Below are 23700 nucleotides of genomic sequence, written 5' to 3'. Positions count from 1 at the left end.
CGAGCTGGGTCCACCTGAAAATTTTTTAATGGGTTCATAGTCTGCGAACTCTTTCTTGTCTCCAAATGGCCCCTTCGGGGCAGTGGTGCCTATACGAGAGGTATCTGTCTACAAAACAACAGGAGACCTCTCAATGGCAACAAAACTCAGGCCCCTCGACCTCGCCGTCCCCCGAAATCAGACTGCCCTGATGCAGCACCTCCAACTTATTGTTGGCAGAGAGGGGCATCGGATTTGGTGCGGCGGGGTCATCGGCCGCACAAAACTGGCGGCCTTCATCACAAAAATGGCGGCACGATACCCCATCACCCGGAGCACCCGGCAGCGCACCTACGACCGCTCGCTTGGCCTCGCGGTCGTGCATTTCGTGGCCTACCCCGTCGGCGACAAAGTGCACTGGTGGCTCCTCTCCGACGCCGGCAAAGGCGGTCTTGCCGACCAGTCAAGTGAAGACGCCCGTGTGGCGCGCGACGCAATGTCCGCCGATGGACACATTGTCTTTGGCGACTATGTACTCCTGTACGCGACAAAGCGCGAGTGGCGGGAAGTTCAGTGTCCCAAGACTAAGAAGCCCCGTGGCTTTCATAAGCAGACGTCGACTTGGACGTGGAAGCTTCGCACTGAAGTCATGCGGGAACTGAAGCTCGGCATTGAGCGCTGCTGTGAACAGCTTGAATACGGCAGTGAAGGTGGCAATGGCAAGAAGGCATGGGGCCTACGCGGACTACTTGCGACCATGCGCTCTCGCCCCCTATTCTCGGGCGTTCGTTCGCAGGTTCTGGAATTGCACAGAGATGCGCGTGACCTATGGAAGCCGAGACAGCAGCTTTGGTGCGAACAGCACCCAGCTTACGCCGAGCAATACAAGCAGTCCGCTGGTGCCCTTACCCCCATTCGAGTAGTCGTGGCAAAGGAGTTGCCGAAGATGACGCGGAAAAAGGTTTTTGGTGAATCGCCGAAGACCCTGCAAGATATCGTCACGGGTGCGCATGTCCCGCTGTCGGCCGTGGTCAGGGAGGACTGCTAATGCCTCGCATCAGCTGTAAGCCGCGAAAGGACGGCAAAACGGTCGCCCTTGTTCGCTACCCGTACTCCCGTGAGCTCAAAAAGAAGGTAACTCACACATACGGGTCGATTCAAGTCGACGCCGACCCTGACGACGTAAGGTCCCACATACGCGTCGCCAAGAAGTACAGGAACGCGGATTTTGAGTCGCTGCTCACTGTGGATGACCTGGTCTACATAAGGAGCTGGCTAATGGAACACGGTGATACTAAGGCCCGGGAACTGCGGCGTGCCCGCGATACACGTGTCGAGAGAGATGTGCTCGAACGGCTCCGAGCAAACGCGGAGACCGACGGCAACCCACTCGCTCAGGTGGTCAAGCTGCTCCCCGCCGCTGGCGAGATGCTGCGCAAGTTCGCCGAGGATTGCCGTTTGCGTGGGCAGGAGCCTTGGGACCACCTGCGCAAGTCCTACCTCGAAGTGCACGCCGCCATCAAAGAATTCGAGCAGCTCGCTAAGAAGGCCGGCGTGACGAAGGAACGACGCAAGACCGCTGCCGATATCGCCTCCCCCTAAAAAGGAACGGCGACCATGCCCCTCGCGGGTCTGGTCGCCGCGCAGTCATGTACCGTTGACGCAGATTGCTAGAATGACGGCTCCTTGAATTGCCAAGGACGCTTTGGATTCTATGCCGACAGACACTGGCTTTTCGTTCATGCACCGCCGCGACGGGGCGGCGCAGTCGCTGATTCTTTCCAAAACATCACCCTCCGGCTACCCAACACACAACTCTTACTTTCCTGACCTGACCGTGAATGACTGTTGCGGACCAGAGAGCTGAGCAGGTAACTCCAACTTCGTTCCGTTGCTATTTTCTGCAGACAACTTGCTCCAAGAGCCACGAAACGTAATCTCATTGGGGACGGTTGCAGTTAGGCCGCCCGGGATAGTAATAATAACGCCACCACCACCGCCTGGCGAGGAGGTCTGTGCCAGCACAATGGACGCGACGAAAGATATCACAGAAAAAGCACCAATAATCGCTTGAAAGTTTAAAAGACGTCTAATCGAATTATCAATTATCCATCGCCCCCTATCCCTAAACCCACTATAAGCCAATTCCCGCAGCGCACGCAATCCAAAATATGCGCTAAAAAAGCTCGCCACACCACTCAAAATGCACAACAGGACAACTATTTGATTATCACGAATAAATGTACTCCACCCCAACTGAAAAAGAGTGCCAAGCGCAACTATTACTGCGAGAGACATCGTAATAAAAACCTTTGGCAAGTCTGCTGTAATTTGGACTGCGGCACGCCTGTCCTCATTTGAGGCATTCAGAAGAGTGAATAGTCTCTCATGAGCTGTCTTTATGACAGCTCCATAGTCTGCATCGGTCGCGGAGGAGAAATTTGATGCTAGCTCGTTGCATGCGGCGTCGACTTGGCTCGAGAAGTTGGAAATTTCCCTCGCACGCTGAATTAGGCTCTTCGCCTCGGCAAAGGCGAGTTCGTTCTCTTTGGCAAGAGTCGACTTTACTCGTTGCTTGGCCGCATCTAGTTTCGTGTCGGCATTATCAGCTGCGCTCATATTTCACGCCCATGCGAATAGCGGCACCAAATCGCCCCAAACTTCATCAATTGAGCGCATGACATTATGGGACGAATAGCCAAAAGGGTCTGTCGGCTGTCGTTCGTACAATTTATCAAAAATCTTATCCAGCGCGTAACTAACGTTTTTCAGTACTTGTGGCCCGGGCTTTGCGAGGCTTTCGCTGGACGGATAGCCTCCCGGAGGCCTAAATGGTTCAGAGTAAACCGCACCAATCATCTGGTCAAAATTTAGAAGAAGAAAAAACGCGGCGTCCCCTCGGAGCGGCGCAAAATTCTCCTTATGAAGATTGCTTACAACGGCATCTCGCACCAATTCAGCAATTGGCTCTGACGCGGCCCTGTAGCTCCAAAACAACGCCCAATATTTGGATTCCTGCGTCTTATCCATGTTATTCCTCAGGAAAAATTTGCTGAACGCATCTTGACTTGGGCGTACGCCTTGTCTAGGAAGGCAGGTTGCATCATCCTCAATCCATCCCTATTTTTAGATGGTCAAATCGCGTTTTTCAAGGAAGCCACTTAGTCAGAAATACGCGTCATCCCGATGCACGCCGTCGACTGCTTGACGCAGGCGTCGGAAATTCGTACATCCATTTGTTGCCTTGCGTACATACTTCGGTAATGGGACGTGCGTCGCTACGTCGCTACACCAGACTCGGTACACTAGTATTCGCGTGCCCAATGTACAGTCAAGCTCCTGCAATTTCTTTCCTCACTGGGCAGGTCTACTGCCTTCGGTGCGAACACAACAGTCCGTCTCCACCGCCCGACGCGTAACGTAGGTAACGCAGTAACGGTGCGCCACCAGACCGCCCGTCTAGCGCCGGCACCGCGAAGAAAAAAAGGCGAGCTCCCTTTCGAGAACTCGCCATCTACCGCTCATGCAGCCAACAGCTGCTCAAAATCATTCTGCGCCGGCAGGAGTTCCTGCGGCACGTCGAAAACCGTGACCTTGGCAGCCTTGAATCCGCTGCCAATGCGCTGTGTGCTCTCCTCGCCGCCCCGCAGCCGACGCAAGACTGTCGACCAGCCACCGGTCGCCCACTTGGTCCCAGCGAACAGGCGCTTCAGCTCCTGATGCTCCGGACTGTTGGCAATGAACACCTTCCACTCGCCTTTGACCATCGCAACGCGAATACCCAACTGGGCAAGCCGCGCCACAATCTCCGGAGTTCCCGTCGGGTCGTCACAGACCCGCTGAACTGCCTCCGAAATGGCCAAGCTTCGTGTCACCAGAGCGTCGTCACTCATGAATTTGAATGGCAGCACCCTCGTGAATAGCGCTTCCAGGCAACGCTGCTCGTCGGTCTCACCGTGCATTTCGACGCGAGCCTTGATGTCCAGCATCCCGACGAGAACCTCGGCATCCTCGGCCGTTGCCGGCTTCGATGACACCATCGTCCAGTAGCATGCAAGAAGGGTCCCGACCGTGTCAGCCATGCGGCCATCACCGCCAGCCGCCACGACGCATTCACGAATCATCCCCTCCGTTGCCTGAAATACACCCCAGCGGCTGATGAAGCGACGAGCAAGACGAGGCCCCATGACTCGAGCCTCTTCTTCGGTCAGCTGCGGACCATCGCCCTTTCGAGCAACGGCCTCCAGCACGACCCAGCGGGTGAGGTCCGCCGGCTCCATCTTTCCGGGTGACACGCCTGCTGCCATGAAGGGCGAGAAGAAGCGATAGCTCTTCTTTGCCCCGCCCGGCGTGCCCCGGACAATCCCTTCATCCCCCTCTTGTAGACTGTACGCCATGCGCGCCACTTCAAAGGTAACGGCGACGTTGGCCTTCTTCGGGTCTGCTTCAAACTCGTCAAGAATGATGGCCTTCGACGTCCCGCCGACCGCTTGATAGTAGCCTGCGAGGGTCTGCGGACCCGTGCAAACATGCGCGCATGGGCCCACGAGCCACTTGACGAGCTCCAATACTGTCGATTTCCCAACCCCGGCTGCGCCGGTTAGCAGAACATGCGGCCGACGACGCAATGCAGAGCAGACAAACATCAGAGCGACCTGCCCCAATATGAGTTCCGCACCGAGTGCGTGACGCCATTGGATTGCGCCGAAGGCGCTGAGAATGCGCTGCACCTCGCTATCATCCGCTTCCGGAGTTGACAGGTCGAAGCCAACATCCCCGCTGGCTGGATAAACCCGGCCTTCGTGGATGCCATGCTCCATCACGGTACCATCCGGGCGCCACACGCTGCGGCCATTAACCACCAGGCCGCCATCACTCATCCGCCAAATGCCGGCCGCCCGCTCATATGACTCGACGTACGGACCTTGCGCCTGGCAATCGCGAATGATGTGCGTCGCCAGAGCACGATGGTCAAACACCATGATTTCTTTTTTCGGGTGAAGGTGTGTGTAGTGCTCCTCGCACCAGTCAGCCCCGCAGATGGTCTTCAATTCCATCTCCTTCATCTCTGACGGAGATAGCCTGATAACCCTCTTCGAGAGCTTGCTGAGCAGGACGCACTTGTTACCCATAGTTCCGAGTGCCACATAGCCCCCGAGGGTGCCGGTGCCGTTCGAACCCATGGGGGTGCCATCTACGTTGATGATTTTGCTCATGCTTTATCCTTTTTTCAGTAGCCGGGCATATGCCGCCCGGTAATGGGTCAATGAGGCAGCCGGGAACGCGCTGCCTGGTCGGCCGTCAGTTGACGGCACGAAGCACCAACCAGGACTTCGAGACGCAGGGTCTTCCGACCCTGCAGGCACCCACACCTCCGCTGGAGTGTTCGGTTTTCAGAATGTGAAAGAGCGGTCCCGAGGAAAAGTCATTCCCCCGGAATGGGTCATAACGGCTGGCTCCCGAGAAAACTTTAGTGCGCGGCAAATTCTTTTGGCGCGAGATACATTGCGGACATGGACTTATGCCGCCGGCCCGGGTCCACGCCTCTGCTACTGGTGTTACCTGCGTTACCAGCGGCCCGGAAGACACATACATTCTCGCCGGCCTAGCCGTTGAGGCGCCATCGAGACACAATTTTGTCGCGGTCCACCCCAGTCTGGAGGCGTTCGCGGCTCGACCGCAGCATCGTCTCAATCGCGCACTGACTCGTCAGATACCACGACAGAAAAGGAGCAAAAATTCGCGGCCGAAGCCAAACGTTGGGCGCGTGCTTTTCTGCCCGGACGCCCTCGCTGAGGCATGTCACCAGATTGTCAAATTGCGCTTCGGCCTCCCTCGATGGAGAGCAAGAGCGCATTGAGGCCAGCAAAAATTGGCGCCTGTTGTCGGCCGGCGTCATGCCACACCACTGCATTAGGAGGAGTTGCACCACCTGCGAGGTTGGCGTGAAGACATGCTCCGGCGGCACCACGGCCAGTGGGACGACGAATCGGTCATCGTTGCGCGCAACGCTCCAGTTGCCATACATCAGCGACGCAAGGCGGGCCCATTCGATGCCCGCCAGCCCTTCAGCTACCTCCCCTCTTTTGGCCAGCGCAGCGACCTCTTCAAACGTTTTGTCGCCCTTCGCCCGGTTGACGCGCTGAGAGAACACTACTAAGTTGCCTAGCGCATACGTGCCGTCATTGAGAATTCGGTCAACTGAGGGATTCGCCTGCGACTGACCGCTCATAACGAAAGGGACAAGGGAGACGGGACAGGTCTTGCCAGTAATGCCGCGAAGAAAATCTGGCGTCACGGCAGGGTCAACGACGAAGTTACGCTTCACGGCGTTGCACCGCAGCCCGAGCCACTTTCTTACGTAATAGTCGGCCTTCAGTACTGGACCGCGATAGGCGTCGTACGCGACAAGAAATTCATCGGGCACGCCGGTGTCACGGCGCAGCCGATAACTGGCACAAGCCTCACCGAGCTGACGACACTCATTATTGAACGTCTGTTCATGTTGACCCGTCTCCATCTCTTGCAACCGCCCTCAAGCCATGAGTAACCCTAGGTTATCGACCAAATGAGCAATCTTCTTTATCTACGCAGTAACATTTGATGAATAAGATAACCCGCTAAGCCGCCAAAGCCGATTCTTCATCATCACTTTCGGCCTCAAAAAAATCCCTGGCCTTTGTGCCAACATACCAGGTCAATCCCTTGTTTGCACTAAACCCAATTATGACCCCAACTCCAAATGGGATAGCTTTCTCAACAGCTTTTCTCGTAAACGTTATACCTACTTTTTTGAATATCTCCTTTACCGCCTGAAGTGTGGCACCCTTAAGGTATTCTTTTGTCATCTTAACAAATGCCTTCGAGGTCAATGCCTTTCCGCCCTCCTTGGCTGCCTCGCCAATAGTACCTAATCCGGCTATCATCAAACACAACCTCTTCTCCTCTTCCTGAAGAATGTCGTGTTCATAGACCGAGGCAATCGCCATAACCATCTCAATTTGGTATTTCATGCATAACGCCGCATCCGCAGTAGCTCCGCCAAAAGCTGCTACAGCAGTCCCGAGGCCAGGAATCACACCAGCAAGCGACGTAGCTCCACCAGAAAAAGCGGCAAAGTATGAATAGTTTGAGATGATTTTCTCCACCGCTAACCGCCGAACTTCCCGACGACCCTTCCGAGGGTTAGCTTTCGTATATTTTCCCAACAACGCCAAAGCCTCTTCTTTTATCTTTTCAGGCTCTGCCAGGACCAACTCGACTGCCCTCAAAATGACCGGTTTATTATCTTCTTTTTTCATCTTTACCCCATTTATCAATAACTATATCGCAGAGAGGCATCAGTCCAGTGCGAGGGTCTAGCCTAGACATGCCCTAAGTTGCAAGAGCATCACCACCCCACTTAAGAAGGGAACGAATCGTCGGGCTTCGGACCAGCATACCATTGCTCCACACAATAATGTGAGCCTAGTCGGCTTGAGAAAGTTAGGACCATATGCCCCCCCAAAATGGGCCCCAATTAGCCTGTTGACTAGGATACTCCCACGTTAGCTATCCTACCTGGGGGCCTGAAGATGCAGGGCCTACAGAAGCCCCAAATTTCAAGCTTCGTGGAGCTCGATTTGGGGATACACTGTCGCCTTGGACCGAAATGCAGCAGCCAGCAGACCAACAAACGATACGCTCGGACTGACCATAGAATGCCATTTCTTCCCTATTACGACCACATTGACCCCGGTCAGGGCGGCTCGTCAATGGTGATACCGGAGCTTCCACGTCCGGTTCTGGACAGACCGCAAGTGTTCACATGCTCCCTGTGTCACGAGGATTTTCCTTCGTACGAGCACTGGTTCCAACATCGGTTTGAGGCGCATCCCTACCGGCGACCGCTCCTTGTACTTGGCTCAAGAGAGGTCAATACACCACGGTTTGTCGTAACCACGACACTAAAGCCTAAGCAGATACAAGCGATTAACGCGGAGATATGTCGCCTAGATGGCCAAACAATCTCCCCGGCGACACTCGCGCATCGCCTTGCCACCGCGAAGTCCGGATTTTTCAAGGTAGAACTGGTTGGCGCCGAAGGGAAGCTTAAGGTCGAATATGAAATTTCCATTGAAATTGCAACAACCGAGCATGCCTCATTAGTCGAGCAGGAATTTGCTCGCCTCTACACGTCCGGGGGCGTCTCGGTGACAAGCATCAGTGGATTCATTCAAGCGACTGCCGGAGCTCGCACTGCACAGCGATATGTTGACGGCCTGGCCGCCTATCTTTACGGACTCCTCGCAAAAGACCAGCGGGGTGGAACGATACTTTCTCAGGAACAGGGGCGGGCCAGGTTTAACGAGGCGCACCAGGCTCTCGCCGAAATCGACCGCCCTCTTGCAACAGTAGTCGCCGGCATCGTTAGTTTCCAATTGAATGCATTCTCCAAGAACGAAGGTCTGGTTGCCGTGCCGCGTCTGCGGGTTGCCATGCGCTGGTTTGATTCAGTCAGGAAGACTGGCCTTCTGGGGGCTATCGAGGAGTGTGACAGCACGCTAGCGCCGACCGCCCATGTGCCTCTTGACTCTTCTACCGATGAAGTTCTTACATGGATGGGACTTTCGCCAAGCAAAATAAGCGCTCTCACGAGGCAGATTGAGAAGCGAATGCAACAGGACGACTGGCTACCCGAGGACCGAATTAAGGCTAAGGTGCTCCTCGCGAGCATCTACGAGTCAGAGGGTGCCATCACCAAGGCCGCGCAGGTAGCCCGTGGATTCCGTCATGACCCGGTCTTTGGTAGGTTGGCTGAGCGGCTAATTTCGGATAAGAAAGATTCAGCAGATGAGTAAGCACCGACCACAGAAACCTGGAGGTAGTAAGAGTTCGAACAAGGGCTACCCTCGATGGGTGAACGAGAAGTATGGGCAAGCGCGCCCCCAGCGCGAGGAAATGACATCATCCGGCGGCATGCATAACCCTCCCTCTGAAGTGGTACATACGAATACGGAGGAGCCGCAGGTCGGAGCGGCTGTTGCACCCATCGGTGGCGCAGACGAGAGGGGCGTCGTCACATCGACGTCTGGTCCGGAACCGCTTGAATCTACCGCTGCCGATGTCGTCAGTGGTTCGACATCAAGCCCTCAAAAACCTGAACTTGCACAGACAGTGGGCTTACGCCAGAGCTTAAGCAGTTCCGAAGGTTCCGCCATGGAAAACGCTGCAGCGCCAGAAAGAAAAGAAAAGCGCCCGGAACCTCAGAACGTGCAGGAGTTCATCGACGCCTTTTTCAACGGCAAGGCCAAGACCTTGTCCGACATAGTCGCCAAGCGGCTCAGAGGCACAACAATTCCTATACCGCCGGCCGTGCGAGGTGAGCTACTTCGATGCGTCCAGGAGGTGGACCCTGTCCTTGATAAGACCCGAAAATTGATGCAGCTGGCTCTCGAAAATCGGGCGCTGAAAACGGTTGGCGACATACTGATGGAGTTCTGTGCAGAGTGCGTGCTGCTGAATCCTGCGGTCCACTCCAACGGAATGAAGGCGTTGCTCTTTCCCGGCTACGCTGATAGCACCCGTCTGGAAGACGCTTGGCAAGGGCTGATGTCACTGCCTCCGCTTAGCCAGGTCAGCAACAGAAATGTGACGAGCCCCGAAGAGGAACCAGACGCCGCTAGGCAAACACCTGGGACGCCGGGAGCCAACGGCGGCGCTCGCGACAAGCGTAAAGGCAAGAGCGACCGGACGGGGCCCGTGAAGGGGCTCGCTGCTAGTGCGCGGCGCAATGCATTGCTTTGCTCAGCTGTTTGGCGCTTGTATCACAGCCATTGCACTTTCCCGGAGATGATGCGGGGGCTACGCGCTACAGTTTTTGCTCTTTCCAAGAGGCCTCAATCGCTTGAGACCGAACTCATCACCGCCATCACGACGCTTTCTGAGAAAGAAGATGAACGCTTCGCGTATCTGCTGGAATGGTCAAACCGACTGCAGACGGATAGCTTAAACAAGCTTAACAACGCGCTCAGGCTGACAGAAGAGCTGCAATCCCACATAACAGCAATCGAACAACAGCTGCAGTCCTCAGTTGAACATGCCGATAAGCTTGAGAGTCAGTTGTCCGAGGAGCGCGCCGCTCGCGCGGCCTCAGACGAGGCGCTTGGTGTGGTCAAAACGCACGGTCAAGCAGACTTCGAAGAATTGCGAGCGACATCGCTAAAGGCTATCAGGGACGCAGTTGCTCAATTGGACGTAGTTTCGGAAGCGCTCAAGAGAGACGTCCCGAAGGTCGAAAGCGCCCGCGACAAGATTGATGCCGTAATGGACGCGCTCAAGGTTACCAACAAAAAACTGGAGAACGCCTGATGGGGATTGTAGGTTTTGACTTTGGGACAACCAACAGCGTGATGTCCATTGTCGCTGGTAACCGGTGCATCCCCATTCTCGATGAGGGATTCCCTCATCCTTCTGTCGTCTCATATCGCGGCGGGGAGGTCGTGGTGGGACGCGAGGCGAAAAAGGCCCTGGCCAGCGCCACATCCGGCGTTGTCGGTAACACCGTTAAGTCCCCAAAGACCATGCTCGGCCAAGGCAGCGTCGTGATAGACGGAACTAGCTACAGCCCCAAAGCTGTTGTCCGCGATGTTGTGGCGCACGTCATGATGCACGCGCGGGACGACCGGGTTGCCAAGAGTAGCGGGGAAGACTTTTCCCGAGCTGTTGTAACTATTCCAGTCGACATGAATGGTGCGCGAAGGCAGGAGCTTCGGGAAGCGTGTCGAATGGCCGGCTTGAGCATTTACCAGTTCGTGCACGAACCGCTCGCAGCGCTCTACGGTCACCTGCGGAGTCTGCCTGACTTCAAGGAGGAGTTCAATCGCCTGAACCGGGAACTGGTATTAGTGTTTGACTGGGGCGGAGGCACGTTGGACCTCACGCTGTGCCGGGTCGCCGATGGGATGCTAGTGCAAGTCCTAAACGATGGTTGCAGTGAAGTTGGCGGCGACGTGATTGATGACATGCTCGTCAATGAAATTGAGTCCCGAGCCCTAGCGAAGAGAGGCATCAGCCGTGAAGTAGGCCGACAAGTTGGAGCTGTTGCTCGCCTTCGGGAAGAGGCCGAGCGGGCTAAGATTGCACTGTCCTCAAAGGAGGTTTATTCAGTCTTAGTGTTGGACTATTTTCAATCGGAAGTGGGGGACGTCGACCTCGAATACCGCATCACTCGCCAGGAACTGCAAGAAATCGTTTCAGAAAAAGTCTCGCAGGCAATTTCACGAATCGAATCACTCCTGCGCGCGACTCGCATTGACCCCTCGAACATAGAGTTGTGCCTGGCAACGGGTGGTATGGTGAACATGCCCCTGATTCAGGAGCGACTGCACGAAATTTTTGGAGCGCGCCGAGTTCAAATCTCTGAGCGAGGCAACACCATCATTTCCGAAGGTGCGGCGTGGATTGCGCATGACTGTGCCCAACTGATGCTCGCGAAAAACATCGAGGTCTTGGTATCGAGGTCCTTGCACTTTCCAATTATCAGGGCAGGCACATTAATGCCCCGTGAAGGCGAAGTTCAACGCCTACCCGAGCCGCTGGCCTTCTACTGCAGTGACCCTACCGATGGTGTGGCCAAATTTCAGTTGATGGCACCCAAACGAACCGGGCGCAGTATACAAATCACCGATGAGCGGAATTTTCTTGGCGTGCTTTCCGTCGATGTGGATGCGCAGAAACGGCCTCTACTTGAGCGCCTCCTTCTTGACGCCGCCATCGATGAAAATCTAGTGCTAAATGCGACCGCCCGTTCCACGATTGCTGGAAAGTCCGATTCGCTTGAATTGCACAATCTCGAATTCGGTTTAAGCGTAGCTGCCGGGTCATCGGAAGATGGAGCCAAGAAGCTTGACGATGAACCGCTCACCATTATCGGCGACCACGATATCGGTTCAATCCAACTGCGACCCAATATCGCCGTACGCCAGGACGACCTGAAGGCTGTACCCGGTGAGGTACTCTACAAATGGAATTCCCACTACTTTGATTTGAGAAATTCGCCACCACGCGAACAGGACGATGAGAAAGCACACTACCAGCCCTGCTCGGTGTGTCGAAAAGTGTACTGCGAGTGCGCAGCACTTCGTGCTCAGGCGGCAAAAAAACTGCAGACCAGGCACGAGAAGACTTAAATGCGGAGCCGAGCGCGGAGGTGCCGTTGCGAAAGTGATTAAAGAAGGTGGTCCGCTGACGCCGACACGACGATGACAACATGTCCGCACATTGGTAGGCGGCACTATTGGATTCGGGCTGGTAGCCGTCATCCTCAGCCATTCGTGAAACGGAAATGCAGTCGCCTGAAGAAGGAAGGCACCTGCGCATACACCAACGGCTACCCGTGGGTAGCCGTCGCATGCGAGGTTCTCTATCTGCCGCAGCAGAACTTCCACTCCAGGTGGAACCCCCTACTCGAGGCGGCACTATGCTGTTTCACCCGCTCCGCATAGCCTTTCGCATGCGATGATAGCACCGGAGCGAGCGAGGAGGCGCTTATTAGGCCCTGCCCAACCCGGAGTCAGCGGACTGACCGTTTGGCACTCGGCCGGCAAGCTATCCTGAGAACAAGATGTAGTGCATGTCGACGGAGGCTTGATGATTCTGCAAATCGCAAAGTGGGGAAACAGCCTTGCGCTGCGCATCCCGGCTGATTACGTTCGCCAAACCGGCCTCAAGGAAGGCAGCTGGGTGCAAGCGACCTTGACCGTCGATGGCGGCATCAGCATCCGTGCCTCCAAATGGGACCGTGGCGCTTTCGCACAAGAACTGGAAAAGACACGCGAAGCCATGCCGATGACCCAGGCTGTCATGGAAGAGTTTCGGCGAGCGGCGCGCTACTAATGGCGTAGGCCGGTTCCCCAAGTCCAAGGCCTTGTGCGCGAGGACCTGGCACGACCGACGAGGGACGACAGATTGCCCTATGTTGACGCGCCGACTACCTAGTACATTGTTAGCACAACTGGTGGCGTCCGAGGTGCAAGACATGACTGTCCCCAAGATTATGAACGCAATCTCCGGTCTGTTTCGGCGCCCAACCGCCCGGAGCAAGTCCTCCGAGCGTCGCTATACGCTGGTGGAGTTGGCTGAGCTCGCCGAGCGCGATAGCGATGAATTCGAGCGCGTGCTAGCTGCGGCAGGTGTGCCTCCTGCACCTGCCGACTTGGAGCCGATTGTCCGACAGCGGTGGAGCGACCTCCACGGCTTCGACCGAGCTACATTCGATTACGACGCCTACACCCGGTCCCTAAAGCACTGATGGGCTTTCGACCTCGGCGTTATCCATCGATGTCTGCTACCCTATGATGGCTGAAAGTATCGGTCCGTTTGCGTCGCGAGCAAGCTATTTGTGGAGCCAGCGCGCGACTGCCCGAATCCGCCGGCGGATACCTTTTGCACTCTCTCGCAGCACGACGAACAGAATTGTCGCAATTCGGACCTCGTAGTATGTGTCTGCTGAGCTAATCTGTGCCGTTTCACGCGCAGGCAATCCGCAGGCGACCCGTACCTTCCGACGCAACCACGCCCTCCACGCAGCGCGACAGAACGCGCGCTCAGCAGCATCTGCTGTTCTTCTGACGGCATGGAATTCCTGCCCGTCGATGAAGCCAGACACGTCATAGCCGTCACGGCGTTGCGAACGCCAAGCTGTGTAGCCCCAGCAGAAGATTTCTGTTGCCATCCCCTCCCCTTCTCCATGCCTATCCGAACATTGTTCATAACTTCTGCTCAATGAGCCAAGGCGTTGCGCTTATCGAGGCCGAAGACAGGGGTATACTCGGACACACGGCTCCGACACCAGGCTGACAGTGCTCGTCATCACAAAGCGATATCAGGCTGTGGCCCCACGCTTCTGGGAACCACTCAAGCTGCCAGCCAGCTAACATTGATAGGCGCCGGGGACAACTACTGCTTGCAGTGTGGCGCCGGCTGGGGCATCACCTTTCTCGGCTGGAACGAATGTTGCGCTGCTTGCCTTGCAGCGGAAACACCTAGAGTAATTCTCCAGTGTTTCTGTTCGCGCTAGCCCCTCAGATGCCAAATAGCTGTTGGCTACGCAAATCTGCGCCTCAGCAACAGACAGGGGAATTGCTACATGGACCCAGCCACAGGCCGGACATTTGAACGTCTTATACATGGTGCTCACTTGGCGCTTCTTACGTTTAGAGACTAATCGAACACTGCTCCCCTTCCGGCACGAGTTGTCACGTAGCTTCGCCCGCACCACCCAGTGGCGACTCATCAGTGACATCACGATAGCTGGTCACGCCGTTGACACGGCACCAACCAGCCCACGTCACCTCGCCCTCGATACTAGTGCCCGGCGCGCCGTCAAGAACATATCTCCGGCCGGAACGGGTTACACCGACACAGGTACGCGCATCGAATTCGACGATTGCAGAGCTGACTCGACCAGTTCCTCGGTCTGGACGTGCCCCGAGGGAAATGCCGCTCCCCGCAATTGGTCTCATACACTCGCCACCGCACCAACACGACTTCCGGGAGTTCCTCTATCGAATGCGCCTTCCATATCGTCAAGATATTCCCCTCCATCAGTGTGCGATAGAGCATCGCTCGGGACGAGTACTACAACCCAACACGCGCTGGAATTAGCCGCCGGAGTTGCAACTCACCGCCAGTCCTTCACATGGAATGTCACATATAGCCTATCCCTCAGCATCCGTTGCACGTCGCAATCCCCCAAGCCCACACTGCGCTGACAGTGAACCAGATTGAGCATGCAGCTTTCAAATCCGTCCTTGCGGTCATCGAGGGCTAGCCAGCTTCTCAACCGGTGTTTTGCGACATATCGCAGAACCTGCTCTCCCCGGGTGAGGGTGGAGAACTGCAACGCGTTTGTGTCGTCGTCGGGGTAGGTGGCACCGATAACCCGCTCGCGCAAAGCCGCAATTGGCAACGCATCGCGTGCGCGCTCAAAGCCGAACACCTGAATCCAGTCTGTCGAAAGAACTATCTTGACATCAGGATACGGTTCGAGCAGCTGCTCAAGAATCCCAGCGTATTCAAACAGCACGACACCGGGCTCGCTCGCGACGACATCCTCCCCTACCACGTAGGCATCAGACCGATGGAGGCAGTTGTCGTAATCTACGAACAGCACATTCTTCCGGGAACTCTTCTCAACAGCCCATCCCTTCGAGGACTCGCCTCTTGCAGCGCCCATCGTTCCCCCTCTCCCTCACCTGACCAAGCTCGACTAGCTTACTCCCGCGAATCACCCCGCGCTCAACTCTCGGCACCATGAAATAAATTCTAGCCCACATAAACCAGTTGCATCAATGTTTTCAATACTTTGAATTAATTAAATTGAAAATATAATTTCTCCTTTAACGAATCACAGAATCCAGAAAAATGCGAAGCCAGCGTGTCAGATTGATGTGCCACCCGAAGCCAAGTCCCCATCCCTGCGACCGTTATTAGGTCTCTGTGCAATCCTATTTGCCCAGCCTCTTTCGTAGGCTGCTACCGAATTTCGACACATACACCCTATAGTCTGATTTGTGGTTGCCGACGAAACTTCCATCCGTTCAGGCAACGTTTGGGTGTTCGCTAAGCAGGGGGGAACGAAATTGGGCTGGGAATATACAAATTTCGAGCGTGAGAAGCTTTACGAGGAAGTTTGGGCCGAGCCGGTCACAAAGGTCGCCAAACGATACTTACTGTCCGACGTCGGTCTTCGCAAAATCTGCCAGAACCTCGAGATACCACTTCCGCCGGCAGGATACTGGGCGAAGCTGGCGGCAGGCCGTGCCGTAAAGCGCAGTCCGCTTGGGACGACGAAGGGTCCTACTACATATCGCCGTTCTCGATACGTCGCACCGCCGGACAACGAGTTCGAGGCCAGGTATCGTGAAAGGCTTGAAAGAGATTCGAAGCAACGCCCTCCGACCGAAACAGTGCCGCTAAGAACTTCGCTGGAAGACTGTCTTCCATTGGCCAAGCGCGTCGCGAAAAAGCTCCAGGGTAAGGGGCGCGATGCCAGAGACTGGCTGGTATGTGAGGGCCCGGGACTTATGTCCGTGACTGCATCCCAATCCAACGGTTTGCGCGCAGCGCTGCTCTTCAACCTGCTGCTCGAATCGCTCGACGCTGCCGGCTATGATGTTTCCACGAACGCTAAGGCCGAAGGTCCTGCGTGCGCCTCCATACTGGGCTTCGATGTGTCATTCAAAGTTCGCGAGCGGAGCAAAAGGGAAATCGTACCATTGACGCCCGAACAGCAAGACGTCAACACAAAGAAGGGATATGAATTCTTCCGGGAAGATTACCGGTACCATCCGACAAACGAATTCGACATATCAGCAATCGAGCCCCATGGAACGCATGAGCTCGCAAAGATTAGCGACAGCCGAACCACTCGGGTTGAGACCAAGGTAGCAGACTTCGTCGTTCGCCTGCGCGAGCTGGCCATACGCCGACACGTTAGAGCCGAAATAGATGCTGAGCGCCGCATTGTGGCCGAAGCCAGGGCGCAGGAACAGCGTCGGAGAGCAGAGGTTCGCAGAGTCGCCCTCGAGCGGCTGAAGCAAGTCGAGGAGTTGGCGACGCGGCTAGAACGGGCAAATCGCTTGAGGGGCTTGGCGAACATTTTCGAAAGCAACTGCCTGTCGTCAAAAGACGGCGTCATCGACGCACAGTGGATAAGGCGAGCGGCGGACTGGCTAGACCCTACCGTGGCTGGCCGGTGGCATGAGGTTGACGAGCCGGAAGCCTGTGAGCCGTAAGGCTGGCTTCCGAATAGTCACGGGTAGCGGCTTCCCGCGCCAGGATGTTGCATGTCTCAATCTGCTGAGAGCAAGGGCAACTCTCACGGCGATGTCAAGGGATTCAATTTGGCTAACCGCCGTTGCGGCTGTTATGTTTGCCATCGCTCGTGCCTATGTGAGCAGAGCGATGGGGCGCATACGAGACGATGCTATGGTGAAGAAATTGGTGGACCGAGCTATGACCAAACTACTCCACTTCGCCGAGTCGCAAGAAAATATCGCCCGGGTCGCGATGCGACTCGGCGCGGGCGTTGCAGTTCTCGGAGCGCTGGTAGCCGTCGCCACTATCATAGCCGTGATGACCAAGTGACCAGCTGCGCGCAATGTGGTGGATACCCACCACTCACATTCAGCAAACCGATGGCACTGCCAAAAAAAGAGCACGGGAATGAGGCAGCACAAGCGGCTGGGCGACCAGGCAACGCCTCCACTCATCCCGTCAGACGGCTTGCCCGTGCCTTCCGAGCCTGCGACATTCGCTGTTGCTCGTAGCCGCCCCCGTTGCAAGCTGGCGACCCTCATGGCAGAAATGCCGAATGGTCTGCTACGCGTTAAAGGCTGGGACGAAATGCCACCTGTCGGTCTCGCGAATGACCGATGAGCATCCAGTTTCCTCCCGCGAATTGAATGCAAGGCGAATAGGCCGCTCATCCCGGCGTCGTTGGCGAGAATGCTAACAAGGTGTCGGCTGTGATTTGCCAAAATTTGCGCGTCCAGTTTCTCCGGAGAAACTTCGATGGGGCGTCGCCGTGCCATCAGATTGCATGCGGGCTGCTGCATCACAACTAGCCACCGCAGGCCCAGACGTGGCAAATTTTTGGCGGTTAGTTTCCCCGGGGGGAAACTCGACGTGCAGCGCGTAGCCCGCAATGTTGACGACGTCGCCAAGGAGCCACCGGCCATGACAAGCCACGATTTGGCAAAATTTGTGCGGTTTGTTTCCCCGGAGAAACCAGAGGCGCCCGCGCTATCGCTGGCTGCCCCTTGTCGCATACCCGCACGGTGCGCGAGAGTCGCAGTAAGTTTCCCCGGGGAAACTCGATGCGCTGCGCGCAGCCCCCAAAGCTGACGACGGCGCCAGGAGCCACTGTCCGTGGCAGGCCACGATTTGACAAAATTTGCGCGGTTTGTTTCCCCGGAGAAACCAGAGGTGCCGGTACTATCGCAGGCCACTCTATGCCGCAGACCTGTATGGTGCGCGAGAACCGCGCTTAGTTTCTCCGGAGAAACTGCATGCGGAACGCGTGGTGTGCAACGCCCACCGCGTCGTGAGGAGCCACCGGCCATGGCAAGGGCAGATTTCGCAAATTTCTCCCGTCTGATTTCTCCGGAGAAATCGAATGCGAGCGACACTGAGCGCGTCACCAAGAACTCTTGCCCAGGGCAGAGGCAAACCTGGCAAATTTCTCCCGCGTTTCCCCGGAGAAACCGAACACGTGGCGCGTCGCATGCAACCCTGAGGAGTAGCAGCCGGACGCCCATCACCTGTGCAACCCATATTTCGCAAAATTTGCGCAATTTGTTTCCCCGGAGAAACCGGATGAGCCGACGCTATCGCGGGCCGCTCTATGCCGCAGACCAGCAGATTGTACGAGAGCCGCTATTAGTTTCCCCAGGGAAACTGAAAGCCCGGAATGGCTACCCTACCCTCACTCCCCCTATCTGTTCGCGGGTGCCCAGCGGGCAGCGCGGCGGGGAAAATGGCGCCCCTCCCAGGGTGGGGAGAGGTCGCCCTGCAATCAAACAACAATTTCCGCCTTGTTATGCCCTTAGTGTCGGGTCGCGTCAGCCTGGCGCCGTTCCGCTTCTGCCCGAGCCTGCATTGCCTTTAAGTAGGTCAACTTGAACACAGGAACACCGTCAGGCAGCAATTCGCCGCTCATAATGCTCACCTCGGTGTCCGGTGTCGTACCCAACATCCCACGCACGGCCCAAAAGAACTCCCAGGCCTCAGGCTCATCACACGCTTCCACAACTGCGATGACTCCATATGTCTCGGAGGCGGTGACGAGGTAGTAGCGGCAGTTTGTCTCACTGGGCAGTGCTGCTGCTTTGATGCTCATCTCCGCTCCCCGTCGTCGCAGCCGTCATGCGGAATACCCGCTAGGCAGTATTCCACCGGAACGACGAGCGACAGGCTGACATCGTTGACCGTAACATTAGCGAGCACGCTTGGAATCGTATCGACCCGGCTGGCAGCGTACATTGCGGTACGCATTTCGTTGAACGTCGTTGCGACGGAGGCGCAACGAGGCGCCTGGCACATCTCGACCAAAGGCACAATGCTCCTCCACGGCAGACGATTCTGCAGGACGACTGAGTCATCCTCGCCCTGCCGACCGAGCATCACCCGAACTGGCTCGGACTCCAAGGAGCGCAGGTACGACTCTATGGAGGGTTCGTAGAGGGGCAGCAGAAAGCGATGCTGACTCTCTCCAAGCTGGTGAGTGACCACCGCATAGTGGCCGCCGGATGACCCGACGCAACCGCTCAGACGGATAGCAACGTCGCCTCCATGCCGAACAATCGCATCCACCAACTGCGCTGACGCGTCGCCACATAAGCACCAGCCACTGAGGGGATTTGCCAATCCAGGATGATTGGCGGTGGCCGCTCGTACCTCCTCGGGCGACATCAGCCTCGCCATGCTCACCAGCGCCCCGTGCAGCGCAATGGGTTCAAAGTTCATTTCTGTGTCCTCATAAGTGCGCCGGACTGGCGCAACTTGTATAGCGACCACGAGGCAAGAGTTGGAGGAATTTGATGGATAGTCGAATCAATCGTCAGACACAGGGACCTAATCAGAAAGAATGGTTCTCTCGATTAAATCTGGCAAAAGTCAAGGTTGCTAGCTAGGGAGGCCGAAAGAATGCTGAGCGGAAGGCCTGTCATAAACCATTCTCGCGGCATCTCGTGGCTAAGAACATAGGATATTTGATTCAAGCTAATTGCATTTGGTTTTGTTTGTATTCGTTTGAGGCACGATAAGCCCCATTGAATCCGGTAGAGCACGTCGCTAGAATCAACAAAGCGGCACAAATCAACCTCACGGAGAATTAAAAATGAATACCATCAACGATACCATTGAGCAGACTAAAGAGATGTTTTTCACATCCCGCCTGTACTCGGACAGCGGTCGCGCCAATCCCGACCTGCCGCGCTTCCGAGCCCTTGTGGCTGACTATGCAAACAGCGCAAAAGGCACTGTGATGCCCGATGCTGAGGCGCTGCGGGGCTGGTGGCTGAAACATCTGCAAATTCAGATGATTCGCGTTGACGTTGAAGATAATAGTTTTGGGGAGGCCTGCTGCAACACCAATAGCGCCTTTGAATTATTTAAGGCTTTGGAAGCCGGCGAGGCTGCCGTCGACCCAAATTGGGGCATTTCTAATGGCGCGGCGCTGATGCAGATTCTGCCAGCGTTAGCTTTCTGCCTTGAGCATGAGGGCCTGATGCTCGAAGATGTGGCAGCGTGAGGTGCGAATATTTCGGAGAATATCGCACGCTTGGGCCGAGAACTCCACGCAGAAATGCCGGATTTGCAATAGCGTAGGTAGGCAGGGCAACGAAGGGCCTTGTCGGCTCGTCAAATTTACAGCGACTCTGAGCCGAGGCGTACAAGCTCCGCCGGGTCGTTGCCATCGACGGTGCCCTCTGGATGACCGGGCCACCAGCTCGAAGTCCGCCACATTAGAGACTTAAGCCACTGATTTTTAACAATTGGCCGTTCAAAGCGCAAAATTGAAAAATGAACGGCCAATGCGGTATGCTGCACATCCCCCCGGTTACCTGCTGCCTAACGCGTAAGACCCACACGTCGCCAGATAACGGGGCCAGCGAGGAAGAAGCGTTCTGGTCGGGCCATGGTTGAACGAGCCTGCCCCCCTGCGCGACTTCGGCTATCACGCGAGGAACGGGAAGCCGCCCCAGGGCACCGCTGGCTGCAGTACCTCGTGGCGTTAGCCATTTCCGGCTTGGGCCAGTCTCGGCCGCAGCGCATTGACCAACGCGTTCGCCGTTGTCAGAAACCACGCCAGTTGTGCAGCTTCACCGATTTTGACAGGACGTCCATCGGACGGCTCTACGAGAAGACGGCCCACAGTGTTTCCGTCTGGCTCTGCCGTGTGGCTTACCTCGAATCGAAGCGCATTTCCAATCTCAGATTCCAAGGCGGCTTGGTCATCGATAAGCCGCTGCAAGACTTCTCGCCCCTCGGCGCCAATAAACTTGAGCATGAGCCCCACGTTCCCGCCCGCTTCCCGGTAGGCCACTAGCGGCGCGACCGGGCCCGGCAACTCCAGGCGCACCCAGTTGTTACCGCCATGGCGCGGAGGCATCTGGTCCGGATGGTCGAAACGCGCATTGGCGATAAACCGGTCCCAGAAGGCGCGATTGGCCAAGCGATTGCTGGTCCGGTCCGTCTCGACAGGTTCCCCGTTGAGTTCCCCGCTAGCCATCCTCGCCGGCGCACCGCCCCGGTCGAGAAGCAACGGCACGCCCTCGTTGGACACGAGCACCCTGTGCTGTACCACCTCCGTTTTGAAGGGAACCGCCGGCACCAGCAGCGTGCGCCCGTGCGGGTCGCGATACAGCCGCAACTCAACCAGGGTCAGACGGGACAGCAGGCCACTCTGGCCCGACACTAGCCGACGCAGTGATTGCAGGTCGCTGCGGATACCGTCACCGGCGATGGCCAGGAGGAATTCGCCGCCACGCAATGAGGCAGACACTGCGTCGACAAAGGCGGCTTCCTGCAGTGCGGGGTGGCGTGCCTTGGCCAGCGCGAACATCGGGTTGACCCCGCTCAGGCCTCGGCTTTGCTTGAGCCTGGCCTCCAGGTCGGCGTACGACCATTCCGACAGCAGCGACGCGTACTCGAAGAGCTGGGCAATGACTTCGCGGCGCGCTTCTGGGTTTCGCCAGAGCTTACATTCGACGAGCACTAACCGCCCGGTTGCCGACACGCCGAGCAGGTCGAGATAGACCGTCGACGTGCCAAAGCGCAGCGGCAGTTCTCGGCACAGGGGAACGAAACTCTCACCGTGCCCGAACATCTCGAACATGGGTAGCAACTGGGGATGGCGAAACAACGTTTCTTGCAACCAGCGTTCGCTGTGCCCTTCGGCATTGGCAAGGGCGACGCGCTCAAATGACGTCGTGGAAGGTTCTGTTGCGTCGTCAAAAAGAAAAGCGGTCATGGTCTACTGCGGTAGCAGGCCAGTTGAAATTACCGCCAGTGTAGCCTTTCGCCAGCACCCGGCCCAAACAGCCAGTTCAAATGATTGGCGCAAGGTCGTCGTTGGGTTCAGACGCTGGCGGCAGCGAATTTAGGCTGTAGATGCGTGTATGGCGCAACCCAATCGAAAATTGCCTGCTCGCACCGATTCAGACCTTTCGCATCAATCGAGAACTCGCTAAGCGTACCAACCTCGTTGGTACGCCAGAAGTCCGCCGCCTCAAGCGAGGGCACGGCACTTTGTCCTGGCAGCAGCAATAGTACCAACTCTGGCGAATGGGCACCCAAGCGCAACGCATCGTGGTAGATGTGCGCCGACGCCATTGCATCCAACGTGTTCTCTCGACCACTACGGTACTTCGAATCAAAGACGATGAACCGCCTGTCTGCACCCTGGGTGACCGCAAGAACAACGTCTGGTCGTCGCTCTCTTGAGAGGCTACATGCGCATCGCCCACCGCTCGGTGATTCTGAGGGAAAGACCGCCTGGAACAAGAGGTCCAGCCTTCGCCCGTCAGATAATATTCCAGACATTGCCAAGTCGGCTGCCGCAACGCTCGACTCACACAGCTGCAATGTGCAACCTGTGACGTCCCGAAGAATGCTCACCAGTCGCACGAAGCACCAGGCCTCATAGACCCCCCAGGACGGGCTCACCTGCAATAGGTCTTGCGTATCCTCGCCTTCGACAGCAGTCCGCAGCGCGTCCGTTCCTTTTCGGTACGCACGACTATAGGAAGGGTGTGCCGAAATCTGCGTCAGGCCAGCCGCAGTCGTTTCGGCGCGGCTAATTTCCGCGAATGGAGGCAATGCCAATAGCTTTTCGACAGACTCGGCGAACTGACGGAGCACCTCCAGACGACGGTCTTTGCGCTGAGCCTGGTCTTCGACGCTTCCGCCAAGAGAGAGGGTTGCCGTCTTTTCAGCCAGGCTACGCACGACTGCCTGAAAGCGCTTTATCAAGGCGAGCATGGTGCGATTCGCCGGGGTATCAACGGTCAAAGCTGGCGCTTGCGATAGAACAGTTAGCGATTCCAGTGAAGCATCGTCATTCGATAGGCCGGTCGCAAGCGATGCAAGCCGATGGTCGCGCAAGGCGGAGGGCACCAAGCGGCGGATGCGCGAGAGCGGCACCGCCTGTGAGGCCGAACGCAAAAACCGCTGTGGAACTCGCGCAATCTCATGGACTGCCGCCAGAAAGCTCGACCCATGCTCTCTCAAGCGGGCCAACTGTACGAGCGCCTCGAAGTTGCCCGGCCGACCTTGGCGGCCGAAACCAATCGCAGCAGCGGAAGCGCCGACGAGCAACGTGGTATCGAAGTCTCGAATTTCCGACAACATCGCGTCGAACTGTTCCGCACCGAGCTTCTGCGGTGTAGGGCTAACGTCAAACTGGAAGGCGTATTCCTGCCCCGACGCAGCAAGCACGACGGCTGTGACGCGACCGGCGAAGAAATTGGGCGCCCAGGCGAAGCACCCGTCGGAAGTCTTAGGCAGTTCCACATCGTCCAGCAGCAGTCGACATGAATCCACGCCGTGCACGTTGATGAGATATGAGATGCCCTCACAGAATCCCGTCCCGACTTCACCGACGTGCACCGTGACCTGCTCGGCCTCGCTGTTCGCCGCAGGCCGAATCGTTAGGTAGCATGGCACCTCTGCCAT

The 23700-nt window shown here is 56.6% G+C and carries 20 protein-coding genes; 10 read left to right on the top strand and 10 right to left on the bottom strand.

Annotated features, from left to right (window positions below; all coding sequences use genetic code 11):
• Positions 1–133 precede the first annotated feature (133 nt).
• Both DN412_RS17100 and DN412_RS17095 read left to right on the top strand, forming a co-directional pair.
• The gene (locus tag DN412_RS17100; RefSeq protein WP_115212717.1) at positions 134–1027 is read left to right on the top strand and encodes a hypothetical protein; all 894 of its coding nucleotides are present in this window, start codon (positions 134–136) and stop codon (positions 1025–1027) included.
• A complete protein-coding gene (locus tag DN412_RS17095) occupies positions 1027–1581 on the top strand; it encodes a hypothetical protein (protein ID WP_115212716.1) in 555 nt (184 codons plus the stop codon). The genes DN412_RS17100 and DN412_RS17095 overlap by 1 nt, the downstream gene beginning before the upstream one ends.
• Before the next feature lie 216 nt (positions 1582–1797).
• On the opposite strand, the gene DN412_RS43025 is transcribed toward DN412_RS17095, so the two are convergent.
• The 5 genes from DN412_RS43025 to DN412_RS17080 all read right to left on the bottom strand — a co-directional run bounded on the left by DN412_RS43025 (position 1798) and on the right by DN412_RS17080 (position 7280).
• Positions 1798–2598: a hypothetical protein gene (locus DN412_RS43025; protein ID WP_133303057.1), complete on the bottom strand. Its 801-nt coding sequence runs from the start codon at positions 2596–2598 to the stop codon at positions 1798–1800.
• Positions 2599–2601: 3 nt separating this feature from the next.
• Positions 2602–3009 (bottom strand): hypothetical protein, encoded by a 408-nt coding sequence (locus DN412_RS43020; protein ID WP_133303056.1) that lies wholly within the window; start codon positions 3007–3009, stop codon positions 2602–2604.
• Positions 3010–3500: 491 nt separating this feature from the next.
• Positions 3501–5195: a P-loop NTPase family protein gene (locus tag DN412_RS17090; RefSeq protein ID WP_115212715.1), complete on the bottom strand. Its 1695-nt coding sequence runs from the start codon at positions 5193–5195 to the stop codon at positions 3501–3503.
• A 389-nt stretch (positions 5196–5584) separates the two neighbouring features.
• A complete protein-coding gene (locus tag DN412_RS17085) occupies positions 5585–6499 on the bottom strand; it encodes a hypothetical protein (protein ID WP_133303055.1) in 915 nt (304 codons plus the stop codon).
• Positions 6500–6599: 100 nt separating this feature from the next.
• Positions 6600–7280: an EcsC family protein gene (locus DN412_RS17080; RefSeq protein WP_115212713.1), complete on the bottom strand. Its 681-nt coding sequence runs from the start codon at positions 7278–7280 to the stop codon at positions 6600–6602.
• Between the two features lie 399 nt (positions 7281–7679).
• Between DN412_RS17080 and DN412_RS17075 the strand changes: the two genes are divergently transcribed.
• The 5 genes from DN412_RS17075 (at position 7680) to DN412_RS17055 (ending at position 13270) form a co-directional block, all read left to right on the top strand.
• Positions 7680–8819: a hypothetical protein gene (locus DN412_RS17075; RefSeq protein ID WP_115212712.1), complete on the top strand. Its 1140-nt coding sequence runs from the start codon at positions 7680–7682 to the stop codon at positions 8817–8819.
• 100 nt (positions 8820–8919) lie between these two features.
• Positions 8920–10329, top strand: a complete 1410-nt coding sequence (locus DN412_RS17070) for a hypothetical protein (protein WP_133303054.1) — start codon at positions 8920–8922, stop codon at positions 10327–10329.
• Positions 10329–12149, top strand: coding sequence for an Hsp70 family protein (locus tag DN412_RS17065; protein WP_115212710.1), 1821 nt, complete (start codon positions 10329–10331; stop codon positions 12147–12149). The genes DN412_RS17070 and DN412_RS17065 overlap by 1 nt, the downstream gene beginning before the upstream one ends.
• Positions 12150–12609: 460 nt before the next feature.
• On the top strand, positions 12610–12855 hold the full coding sequence (locus DN412_RS17060; protein WP_208647613.1) for an AbrB/MazE/SpoVT family DNA-binding domain-containing protein: 246 nt from the start codon (positions 12610–12612) through the stop codon (positions 12853–12855).
• A 142-nt stretch (positions 12856–12997) separates the two neighbouring features.
• Entirely contained in the window at positions 12998–13270 is a 273-nt protein-coding gene (locus DN412_RS17055; RefSeq protein ID WP_133303053.1) for a hypothetical protein, read from the top strand.
• A gap of 1371 nt (positions 13271–14641) precedes the next feature.
• Here the strand turns inward: DN412_RS17055 and DN412_RS17045 are convergent.
• The gene (locus DN412_RS17045; RefSeq protein ID WP_115212708.1) at positions 14642–15196 is read right to left on the bottom strand and encodes an HAD domain-containing protein; all 555 of its coding nucleotides are present in this window, start codon (positions 15194–15196) and stop codon (positions 14642–14644) included.
• A gap of 379 nt (positions 15197–15575) precedes the next feature.
• On the opposite strand from DN412_RS17045, the gene DN412_RS17040 reads away from it, so the two are divergent.
• Together DN412_RS17040 and DN412_RS45495 are read left to right on the top strand one after the other, a co-directional pair.
• Entirely contained in the window at positions 15576–16757 is a 1182-nt protein-coding gene (locus DN412_RS17040) for a hypothetical protein (protein WP_133303052.1), read from the top strand.
• 220 nt (positions 16758–16977) lie between these two features.
• Complete coding sequence (locus DN412_RS45495) at positions 16978–17109, top strand: hypothetical protein (protein ID WP_279635205.1); 132 nt, start codon at positions 16978–16980, stop codon at positions 17107–17109.
• 1459 nt (positions 17110–18568) lie between these two features.
• Here the strand turns inward: DN412_RS45495 and DN412_RS17025 are convergent.
• Both DN412_RS17025 and DN412_RS17020 read right to left on the bottom strand, forming a co-directional pair.
• Positions 18569–18862: a hypothetical protein gene (locus DN412_RS17025; protein ID WP_115212705.1), complete on the bottom strand. Its 294-nt coding sequence runs from the start codon at positions 18860–18862 to the stop codon at positions 18569–18571.
• The gene (locus DN412_RS17020) at positions 18859–19488 is read right to left on the bottom strand and encodes a hypothetical protein (protein WP_115212704.1); all 630 of its coding nucleotides are present in this window, start codon (positions 19486–19488) and stop codon (positions 18859–18861) included. Before DN412_RS17020 ends, DN412_RS17025 begins: the two co-directional genes overlap by 4 nt.
• A gap of 373 nt (positions 19489–19861) precedes the next feature.
• Here DN412_RS17020 and DN412_RS17015 point away from each other — a divergent pair, with 373 nt between their 5' ends.
• Positions 19862–20275 (top strand): hypothetical protein, encoded by a 414-nt coding sequence (locus DN412_RS17015; RefSeq protein ID WP_115212703.1) that lies wholly within the window; start codon positions 19862–19864, stop codon positions 20273–20275.
• A 483-nt stretch (positions 20276–20758) separates the two neighbouring features.
• Here DN412_RS17015 and DN412_RS17010 read toward each other — a convergent pair whose 3' ends face one another.
• Entirely contained in the window at positions 20759–21997 is a 1239-nt protein-coding gene (locus DN412_RS17010; RefSeq protein ID WP_115212702.1) for a PDDEXK family nuclease, read from the bottom strand.
• 107 nt (positions 21998–22104) lie between these two features.
• A complete protein-coding gene (locus DN412_RS17005; protein ID WP_161564006.1) occupies positions 22105–23700 on the bottom strand; it encodes a DUF2357 domain-containing protein in 1596 nt (531 codons plus the stop codon).

The sequence above is a fragment of the Cupriavidus lacunae genome (assembly GCF_003353055.1).
In the GTDB taxonomy this organism is placed as follows: domain Bacteria; phylum Pseudomonadota; class Gammaproteobacteria; order Burkholderiales; family Burkholderiaceae; genus Cupriavidus; species Cupriavidus lacunae.
This window is presented reverse-complemented; position numbering and strand designations above follow the sequence as displayed.

What these genes read in the sequence shown, in the direction of transcription:
- DN412_RS17100 (WP_115212717.1), top strand. Translation starts at nt 134, where the DNA reads ATGGCAACAAAACTCAGGCCCCTCGACCTCGCCGTCCCCCGAAATCAG.
- DN412_RS17095 (WP_115212716.1), top strand. Translation starts at nt 1,027, where the DNA reads ATGCCTCGCATCAGCTGTAAGCCGCGAAAGGACGGCAAAACGGTCGCC.
- DN412_RS43025 (WP_133303057.1), bottom strand. Translation starts at nt 2,598, where the DNA reads ATGAGCGCAGCTGATAATGCCGACACGAAACTAGATGCGGCCAAGCAA.
- DN412_RS43020 (WP_133303056.1), bottom strand. Translation starts at nt 3,009, where the DNA reads ATGGATAAGACGCAGGAATCCAAATATTGGGCGTTGTTTTGGAGCTAC.
- DN412_RS17090 (WP_115212715.1), bottom strand. Translation starts at nt 5,195, where the DNA reads ATGAGCAAAATCATCAACGTAGATGGCACCCCCATGGGTTCGAACGGC.
- DN412_RS17085 (WP_133303055.1), bottom strand. Translation starts at nt 6,499, where the DNA reads ATGGAGACGGGTCAACATGAACAGACGTTCAATAATGAGTGTCGTCAG.
- DN412_RS17080 (WP_115212713.1), bottom strand. Translation starts at nt 7,280, where the DNA reads ATGAAAAAAGAAGATAATAAACCGGTCATTTTGAGGGCAGTCGAGTTG.
- DN412_RS17075 (WP_115212712.1), top strand. Translation starts at nt 7,680, where the DNA reads ATGCCATTTCTTCCCTATTACGACCACATTGACCCCGGTCAGGGCGGC.
- DN412_RS17070 (WP_133303054.1), top strand. Translation starts at nt 8,920, where the DNA reads ATGACATCATCCGGCGGCATGCATAACCCTCCCTCTGAAGTGGTACAT.
- DN412_RS17065 (WP_115212710.1), top strand. Translation starts at nt 10,329, where the DNA reads ATGGGGATTGTAGGTTTTGACTTTGGGACAACCAACAGCGTGATGTCC.
- DN412_RS17060 (WP_208647613.1), top strand. Translation starts at nt 12,610, where the DNA reads ATGATTCTGCAAATCGCAAAGTGGGGAAACAGCCTTGCGCTGCGCATC.
- DN412_RS17055 (WP_133303053.1), top strand. Translation starts at nt 12,998, where the DNA reads ATGACTGTCCCCAAGATTATGAACGCAATCTCCGGTCTGTTTCGGCGC.
- DN412_RS17045 (WP_115212708.1), bottom strand. Translation starts at nt 15,196, where the DNA reads ATGGGCGCTGCAAGAGGCGAGTCCTCGAAGGGATGGGCTGTTGAGAAG.
- DN412_RS45495 (WP_279635205.1), top strand. Translation starts at nt 16,978, where the DNA reads ATGACCAAACTACTCCACTTCGCCGAGTCGCAAGAAAATATCGCCCGG.
- DN412_RS17025 (WP_115212705.1), bottom strand. Translation starts at nt 18,862, where the DNA reads ATGAGCATCAAAGCAGCAGCACTGCCCAGTGAGACAAACTGCCGCTAC.
- DN412_RS17020 (WP_115212704.1), bottom strand. Translation starts at nt 19,488, where the DNA reads ATGAACTTTGAACCCATTGCGCTGCACGGGGCGCTGGTGAGCATGGCG.
- DN412_RS17015 (WP_115212703.1), top strand. Translation starts at nt 19,862, where the DNA reads ATGAATACCATCAACGATACCATTGAGCAGACTAAAGAGATGTTTTTC.
- DN412_RS17010 (WP_115212702.1), bottom strand. Translation starts at nt 21,997, where the DNA reads ATGACCGCTTTTCTTTTTGACGACGCAACAGAACCTTCCACGACGTCA.
- DN412_RS17005 (WP_161564006.1), bottom strand. Translation starts at nt 23,700, where the DNA reads ATGGCAGAGGTGCCATGCTACCTAACGATTCGGCCTGCGGCGAACAGC.